2 protein-coding genes are annotated in these 2084 nt (G+C 74.5%); both read left to right on the top strand.

The window, feature by feature from the left end; translation table 11 throughout:
* Positions 1-272: 272 nt before the first annotated feature.
* Positions 273-551 carry a hypothetical protein gene (locus tag DVH02_RS32950; protein WP_114627517.1) on the top strand — a complete coding sequence of 93 codons (279 nt, stop codon included), beginning with the start codon at positions 273-275 and terminating at the stop codon, positions 549-551.
* Positions 552-662: 111 nt separating this feature from the next.
* Entirely contained in the window at positions 663-2036 is a 1374-nt protein-coding gene (locus DVH02_RS32945; protein ID WP_114627516.1) for a C40 family peptidase, read from the top strand.
* Positions 2037-2084 lie beyond the last annotated feature (48 nt).

The following is a 2084-nucleotide window of genomic DNA, read 5'->3' as shown; positions in this document are numbered from 1 at the left end:
GACATGAATGGTGCTGGTTCAGCTCGCTTACCTCTTGGTACTGACCCGCAGAACGCAGCGGATGGTGACCAGCGGGGCATGAATCCCCACCAGCACCACACCGTCAGCCGCCGGACCCGACCCGGGCCACCCCATGCAAAGTGTGCGCACCCACCCCCGCCCTGACCAGCTGATCAGCAGCCCCGCACAACGGGGGAACCTCACCGGGGTGCGCCACACCCGCGCATCCCGGTCCTCCGCGCCCCCTCCCGAACTGCGCCAGACTGTGACGCGTGAGAAGCGAAGACACCCTCTTTGTCGGCGGGCCGCTGGACGGGCGCGTGCTGCCCGTGCTGACCGGGCCGACCGGGCAACCGCCCAAGTGGTACGAGGTGCCCGTGCCGGACGCGGCGGGCGGGCCGCCCACCGTGTTCGCGTACCGGCGCGTGCCCGCCGGGTTCAGCAAGCGGCTCGGGATCCAGCGCGGCTGGACGTACGCCTACGCGCCCGAGGGGCGGGTTCGGGAGCCGCTGAGGTGGCCGTGGTCGAAGCCGGGTCGCCCGGAGGAGTGATGCCGTTGCGCCGGTCCGCCTATTAGTGCGTTATTCAGACGGGCTATCACCCTCCGCCGCCGCATCATCCCGTAGGGCTGGATCCGCCAGTCCGCAACCGGAGGTGAGGGCATGTCAGGCAGAGCGCTGCGAGCCGTCTGCGCCAGGGCGGCGGTGCTGACCGCCGCGGTGGTCCTCGCCGGGGTGCCGCTCGCCCCGTACGCCACCGCGGAGCCCACCCCGCCCGGGTCCGCGTCGACGCCCGGGTCCGCGCCCGGGTCCGCGCCCGAGTCCGAGTCCGGGTCCGCGTCCACCCCCGGTGCCGCGCCCGTACCGGCGGCCGAAGATCCGTCCGGGGCCGCGGACTCCGCCGAGCCCGCAGCCCCCGCCGACCCCGCGGGCCTCGCGCCGGAGAGCGGGGCCTCGACCACGGACAGCAGCGTCTCCGGCCTCCTCTCCCGTCTCCGGCTCCTCTACCAGCAGACCGAGGAGGCCACCGAGACGTACAACGCCACCGCCGTCGCCCTCGCCCGGCAGCGCGCCGAGACCAAGAAGCTGACCGCCGACCTCGACCGGGCGCGCAAGGCGCTCACCCTCAGCCGGAGCGACGCCGGGGAACTGGCCCGCGCGCAGTACCGGGGGCAGTCGGAACTCTCCTCCTATCTGCGGCTGTTGCTCGCCCATGACCCGCTGAGCGCCATCGACGAGAGCTATCTGCTGGAGCGCGCGGCGCGCGAGCGGGCCGCCGCGCTGACCCGGCTGACGGGCGGCGAGAAGCGGGCCGCCGCCCTGACGGAGGCGGCGCGCGCGGCGCTCGGCCAGCAGCAGGCCCTCGCCACGAAGCAGAAGAAGCAGCGCGACATGGTCACCTCCCGGCTCCGGGAGGTGGAGAAGCTGCTCGCCTCCCTCAGCGGTGCGCAGATCGCGGCGGTGACCGCGCTGGAGCGGGACGGTACGGACAAGGCCCAGCGCGAGCTGATCGGCTCCGGCGCCCTGGGGTCCCCCGGCGCGCCAGGAGCGCCGGGCGCGCCCGCGACCGGCGTGCGGAGCGCCGCTCCGTCGGCCGCCGGTTCCGCTGCCCTCGACTTCGCCGTCGCGCAGATCGGCAAACCGTACGAGTGGGGCGCCGAGGGACCCGACTCCTTCGACTGCTCCGGGCTCACCTCGCGCGCCTGGGCACGCGCCGGCCACACCATCCCCCGTACCAGCCAGGAGCAGTGGAGCGAACTGCCCCGGGTGTCGCTGCGCGAGCTGCGCCCCGGTGATCTGGTCGTCTACTTCCCCAAGGCGACCCATGTCGCGATCTACCTCGGTGACGGCCTGGTGATCCAGGCGCCCCGGCCGGGCAGCCTCGTCAAGGTCTCCCCCCTCGCGGCCAACCCGCTGCTGGGCGCCGTACGGCCGGACCCGCAGGCCGCCGCCCTGGACCCGGCGGCGTACGAGCCGCCCCGGCTGCCCCGGGGTGCGACGGACGGTTCGGACACCGGCAACGACCAGGAGGGCTGAGGGGAGGAAGCCGTACGGACGGCCGCCGGCCGGCGGCCGTCCGTACGG

The organism is Streptomyces corynorhini, from assembly GCF_003346515.1.
In the GTDB taxonomy this organism is placed as follows: Bacteria; Actinomycetota; Actinomycetes; order Streptomycetales; family Streptomycetaceae; genus Streptomyces; species Streptomyces corynorhini.
The sequence above is the reverse complement of the archived record's forward strand: the minus strand, read 5'-3'. Positions and strand labels throughout refer to the sequence as shown.